Genomic DNA, 4,978 nt, shown 5'->3' on the forward strand with positions numbered 1-4,978 from the left:
TTTCTTTTTCTCTCGATTACGTTGTAAATACTAGCATGAAAAAAAACAACAAAATATCACACTTTGGTAATTTGTATGTAATTTTTATGTAAAACCGCAGGGACAACACTCACAAAAAAGGGCGTCTTTGTAACACAAATTGTTCTGTGCATAAAAAAAAGAGAGAACTGCACAATAACATACATCAAATATCCTATCGAAATTCATGAAAGCAAATAAGGAGTACAGCCATGGAATCCATTTGGAACAAGCAGACTCATCCACCCGTCTTTCCCTCCCTGAAGGAGAACCTTACCACAGAGGCCGCTGTGATCGGCGGAGGAATCTGCGGCATTCTCACCGCCTTTCTTCTGCAGAGGGCGGGACTTAAAACCATTGTATTGGAAGCAGACGCCATCGGCAGCGGACAAACCCATCTGACCACAGCAAAAATCACCTTACAGCACGGACTCATTTACCACAGGCTGCTTACGGAAAAGGGCTTTATTGGGGCAAAAAATTATGCGTACAGCAACCGGCGCGGCATTTTGGCCTATGAAAATTTGATCAGGGAGCTTTCCATCTCCTGCTTTTTTGAAAAGCTTCCCGCTTTTCTTTACACCCACACTCCAGAGGGCGTGGAAAAGCTGAATCAGGAAAAAAACGCTCTCCTGTCCCTGGGAATTCCCTGCCGTATCTGCCAGAAAGATTCCTGGACCGCCCTCCAGGTGGAGGGACAGGCCCAGTTTCATCCCCTTTTGTTTTTGTATGCGCTGGCCCCGCAGCTTTCCATCTATGAACATACCAAGGTGACAAGGGTCAAAGCAAACTGCATTTATACGGAAAAAAATACCGTCACAGCAAACCACATTATCTTTGCCTGTCATTATCCCTTTGTGCTGGTTCCCGGCCTGTACTTTTTGAAAATGCACCAGGAGCGCTCTTACGCCGCAGCCCTGAAGGGAGATACCGGGCTGCCTGCCGGAATGTTTTTCGGGATTGACAGCGATACCCCTTCCCTGCGCCGCTTTCAGGACTATACCCTCATCGGGGGAGAGGGGCACCGCACCGGTAAAAACCACTCCTCCTTCCGCTATCAGGCGCTGAAGGAAACGGCGAAAAAATATTTTCCAGAGGCTGTTTTGACCGAAGCATGGTCTGCCCAGGACTGTGTCACCTTAGACGGCCTTCCCTACGTGGGACGTTTTTCTCCATTTGCGCCAAATTGGTATGTGGCCACAGGCTTTGGCAAATGGGGCATGAGCCTGTCCATGGCGGCAGCGTTGCTGCTCACAGACCTGATCTGCGGCCGCCCCTGTGCCTATGAAGAGCTCTTTTCACCCAAAAGGAATTGGAATACCCGCGCCATTAAATCTTTTTTAGGAGAAATGAAGCAGGCCTCCTGTTCTCTCTCCCAAAGCTTTTTAAGCAGAGGACAAAAAATAGACGCCGATGCGCTTCTTCCAGGCACCGGCTGCACCGGACGAATGAACGGAAAGAAAAGAGGAATTTATAAGGATACGGACGATACCCTCCATCTGGTGTCCCCCAGATGTCCCCACCTGGGCTGCCAGCTTTGCTGGAATCCAGAGGATAAAACCTGGGACTGCCCCTGCCACGGTTCTCGTTTCCACCGGACAGGGGAAATCATCGACGGTCCCGCCCAAACCGGAATTCATGATCAAGATTAGCTCCAAATAGTCTGCAATATGCCGTCCGCAATGGCCCTGGCAATATCGTCAAATCTTTCGTCAAACAGCACGTTATCCTGATCGTTGTTGATAAAGCCCACTTCCACCAGTACCGCAGGCATTTGGGTGCTGTTTAAAACCACCAGATTAGGCCGTTCGTTGACGCCCTGATTGACAAAGCCTGCCTCCTCCAGCTGCGCATTGATGTTATACGCCATTCTGGCTGCCTCTCCATACCGATTGTAAACCAAGGTTTCAACGCCTGTGTACTGGTTGGGATAGGGGCTGGAATTGCGGTGGATGGAAACAAAATAATCCGCTCCCACCTGATTGCCCTCTGTAGCCTTCTGATAGGGGGATTCATAGACATCCGTAGTCCTGGTGAAATACACATCCACCCCGTTTTGTTCCAAAATATTTCCCACTGCAAGTGAAAGGGCGAGTACATCGTCCTTTTCCTGGCGTCCATTGTACACCGCGCCTGGATTGGCTCCTCCATGTCCCGGATCGATCACTACAAGCGCCATAAAAAAACGCCTCCCGCATCTCTTTCTACATTTTATGCGGAAGGCGCCTGATAGTGCCTGTATCATTTCTGTCTGTTTTATCCCTTTACACAGCAAACTGGCTGTTATAAAGATTCGCGTAAAATCCACCCTGCCCAAGCAGGCTTTCATGGTCTCCCTGTTCGATAATATTCCCATCCCGCATCACAAGGATCACATCCGCCTCCTGGATGGTAGACAAACGATGGGCCACAATAAAGCTGGTGCGTCCCTCCATCATTTTCGCGAAGGCATTCTGTATCTTGATTTCCGTGCGGGTGTCAATGGATGAGGTGGCCTCATCCAGAATCAGCATGGGCGGCAGGCAGAGCATTACGCGGGCGATGCACAAAAGCTGTTTCTGCCCCTGAGAGAGGCTTCCCCCGTCCTCCGTGATCACAGTATCGTAGCCCTCCGGAAGGCGCTTGATAAAGCTATGGGCATGGGCCGCCTTTGCCGCCGCCACAATTTCCTCTCTGGACGCTTCCGGTTTCCCCATGCTGATATTATCCGCAATGGTGCCGCTTCTAAGCCAGGTTTCCTGCAGCACCATGCCGTAGCTGGTCCTTAAGCTTCCTCTGGTAATCTGGCGGATATCTGTTCCATCCACCCGGATGCTTCCCTCGTTCACATCATAAAAACGCATCAGCAGATTGATCAGTGTGGTTTTTCCACAGCCTGTGGGACCTACAATGGCAATTCTCTGACCCGGCTTCACGCACAGGTTGAAATCCTGGATCAGCTTTTTATCCGGCACATACTGAAAATACACATGGGCAAGCTCCACATTGCCCGAGGCATCCGAAAGCACTTTTGCATCGGGAGCGTCCGGAACCTGGGGCTCCTCCTCGATCAGATCCAAAATGCGGCCCGCGCACACAAAGGCATTCTGCAGCTCCGTCACCACTCCCGATATCTCGTTAAAGGGCTTTGTATACTGATTGGCGTAGCTTAAAAAGCAGGAAAGCTGCCCTACGCTGATGCCGCCGGAAATGGCGATGAGCGCGCCGAAAATTCCAACTCCCGCATACACAAGGCTGTTTACAAACCGTGTGGCCGGATTCGTGATAGAGGAAAAAAAGATTGCCTTTAAAGAACATTTCTCCAGTCTGCCGTTGATCTCTCCAAACTGCTCCTGCACCTGTTTTTCCCTGGAAAAGCACTTTACCACCTTCTGATTTCCTACGATCTCTTCTACCAAAGAGGTCTGCTCCCCTCTTGTCTCAGACTGCTCCTTAAACATAGAATAAGTCTTTTGGGCAATAAAGCGGGCCACCAGAAAGGAAACAGGGGTGATGCAGACTACTACAAGGGTGATGGGCACATTCGTAACCAGCATAAAGCCCAGTGTGCCGAAAATGGTCAGCACTCCCGTAAAAAGCTGGGTAAAGCCCATAAGCAGCCCGTCGGCAAAGGTATCCACGTCCGCGATCACACGGCTGACCACATCGCCATAGGCATGGGTATCCATATATTTTAAAGGAAGTATCTCCAATTTTTGAAAAGCATCGGAGCGGATATCCCGGATCACATGGTAGGTGATATAATTATTGCAGGTGTTCATCACCCATTGGGCTGCCGCAGTGATCACCATGACAACGGCAATTTTCTTCATAATTCGAAAGACTCCCGGCATATCCACCTGGCCCTTCCCCACAATCAGATCCACGGCATCTCCTGTCAGAATCGGAATATACAACGTAAGCGCCACGGTGACGGCGGCCAGTAAAAGGGACAGCGCCACCACAAGCCTGTACTTTTTAATATAGCGCAAAACCCTTTTCATGGTTTCTTTCTGACTCATGGTTTTCTTCTGGCTCATGCTCTTCCTCCCTTCTGTCCCGGCCTCTCATTCGGATACTGGGAATAATAGATTTCCTGATATACCGTACAGCCCTCCAAAAGCTCTTTATGGGTTCCCACTCCCGCCAGCTCTCCATCGTCCAGCACTATGATCTTGTCCGCATTTCGTATGGAGGAAGCTCGCTGTGACACAAGAAAGGTAGTGGTATTTCCCCGGAGTGTCCTAAGCGCCCCGCGGAGCTTTGCGTCCGTGGCATAGTCAAGGGCGGAGGCGCTGTCATCCAAAATCAGGATTTCCGGTCTGCGCACCAGGGCTCTCGCGATGGTAAGTCTCTGCCTCTGTCCTCCCGACAGGTTTTTTCCGTTCTGGGTAATCGCCGCGTCCAGCCCTCCGGGCTTTCCCTCTACGATTTCCTTCGCCTGGGCAAGTTCCAAAGCCCGCCACATTTCTTCCTCATCTGCATCCGGCTTTCCCCACTGGAGATTGCTTCGGATGGTTCCTTTAAAGAGCACCGCCTTCTGGGGCACCATACCCACCCGGCCTCTCAGCTCCTCCTGGGGAATTTCACGAATGTCCTGCCCCTCCAGGCGCACCGCACCCTGGGTAACAGGGTAAAAACCGGGAATCAGGTTAACCAGGGAGGATTTTCCGGAGCCTGTGCCTCCGATAATTCCTATGGTCTCCCCTTTGTTTACTGTAAAGTGGATATCGTGAAGTGTTTCTGCTCCCGCACCCTGATAGGTGAGGGATACATGCTCAAAGGATAAATAAGGCTGCCCTTGTGCAGGCTCTTTTACACTCTCCAAAGAAGCATCCGCACGCTGCTTGCTGTCCGGATCTTCGTTTGTGATATCAAATACCGCGGCCACCCGTTCTGCGCAGGCCAAAGCCTTTGTAAGCGTAATGATCAGATTCGCCAGCTTAACTAACTCCACCAGTATCTGAGACATATAATTGAC

General features: G+C 50.7%; 3 protein-coding genes and 1 pseudogene. 1 reads left to right on the plus strand and 3 read right to left on the minus strand.

Annotated elements, in window-relative coordinates:
- Positions 1 to 230 precede the first annotated feature (230 nt).
- Positions 231 to 1,670, plus strand: a complete 1,440-nt coding sequence (locus tag AC1WIP_RS11115) for an FAD-dependent oxidoreductase (protein WP_481141889.1) — start codon at positions 231 to 233, stop codon at positions 1,668 to 1,670.
- Positions 1,671 to 1,675: 5 nt separating this feature from the next.
- Here AC1WIP_RS11115 and AC1WIP_RS11120 read toward each other — a convergent pair.
- The 3 genes and pseudogenes from AC1WIP_RS11120 to AC1WIP_RS11130 all read right to left on the minus strand — a co-directional run.
- A pseudogene (locus AC1WIP_RS11120) lies at positions 1,676 to 2,197 on the minus strand (N-acetylmuramoyl-L-alanine amidase family protein); the annotation flags it as partial.
- Between the two features lie 85 nt (positions 2,198 to 2,282).
- Entirely contained in the window at positions 2,283 to 4,037 is a 1,755-nt protein-coding gene (locus AC1WIP_RS11125; RefSeq protein ID WP_481141890.1) for an ABC transporter ATP-binding protein, read from the minus strand.
- A partial coding sequence (locus AC1WIP_RS11130) for an ABC transporter ATP-binding protein (RefSeq protein WP_481141891.1) occupies positions 4,034 to 4,978 on the minus strand: 945 nt, incomplete at its 5' end. The genes AC1WIP_RS11125 and AC1WIP_RS11130, both read right to left, overlap by 4 nt.

The organism is Acetatifactor sp., from assembly GCF_982438285.1.

Bases quoted from the DNA above. Each gene is read 5' to 3' on its own strand.
- AC1WIP_RS11115 (WP_481141889.1), top strand. From the start codon at position 231: ATGGAATCCATTTGGAACAAGCAGACTCATCCACCCGTCTTTCCCTCC.
- AC1WIP_RS11125 (WP_481141890.1), bottom strand. From the start codon at position 4,037: ATGAGCCAGAAGAAAACCATGAGTCAGAAAGAAACCATGAAAAGGGTT.